The organism is Novosphingobium capsulatum NBRC 12533, from assembly GCF_001598375.1.
GTDB classification, from domain to species: Bacteria; Pseudomonadota; Alphaproteobacteria; order Sphingomonadales; family Sphingomonadaceae; genus Novosphingobium; species Novosphingobium capsulatum.
Genome location: NZ_BCYV01000065.1, coordinates 1 through 673, shown reverse-complemented (window position 1 = coordinate 673; position 673 = coordinate 1). Strand labels below are relative to the sequence as shown.

The window sequence follows — 673 nt, the reverse complement described above, 5'->3', positions numbered from 1 at the left end:
GGCGTTCATCGACGCCCATCGCGAGGATCTGGGTATCGAGCCGATCTGCCGTGAACTGGTAATCGCCCCGTCCTCCTACCATGAACATGCCCGGCGCCTGGCCGATCCCGGCAGGCGCCCCGCGCGTGCCCGCCGTGATGACGAGATCAAGGCGCAGATCAAGCGCGTCCACGAGGCCAGTTCCGGGCTCTACGGCGCGCGCAAGGTCTGGCGCCAGTTGCTGCGCGATGGCGTGGCTGTTGCCCGGTGCACCGTGGAGCGCCTGATGGCCGCCATGGGGCTGGCGGGCGTTCGGCGCGGCAAGACGACGACCACCACGGTCAGCAATCCGAAAGCCCCGTGCCCGCTGGACAAGGTCAACCGTGAGTTCCGCGTTGAACGGCCCAACGCATTGTGGGTGGTCGATTTTACCTACGTGCACACTTGGGCCGGTTTCGTCTATGTGGCCTTCGTGATCGACGCCTATGCCCGCCGGATCGTGGGCTGGAAGGTCAGCACGTCGGCCACCGCCGGCTTTGTTCTGGATGCCTTGGAGCAGGCGATCCATGGCCGCAGGCCGGGGCCGGAAGATGGCCTGATCCACCATAGCGACAGGGGCGTTCAATACCTTGCCATGAACTACACCCAGCGCCTGGCCGAAGCCAACCTCGTGCCATCGGTTGGCAGCGTCGGT

General features: G+C 65.8%; 1 protein-coding gene. It reads left to right on the top strand.

The window, feature by feature from the left end; genetic code table 11:
• A partial coding sequence (locus tag SCA01S_RS21580) for an IS3 family transposase (protein WP_157089093.1) occupies window positions 1-673 on the top strand: 673 nt, incomplete at both ends.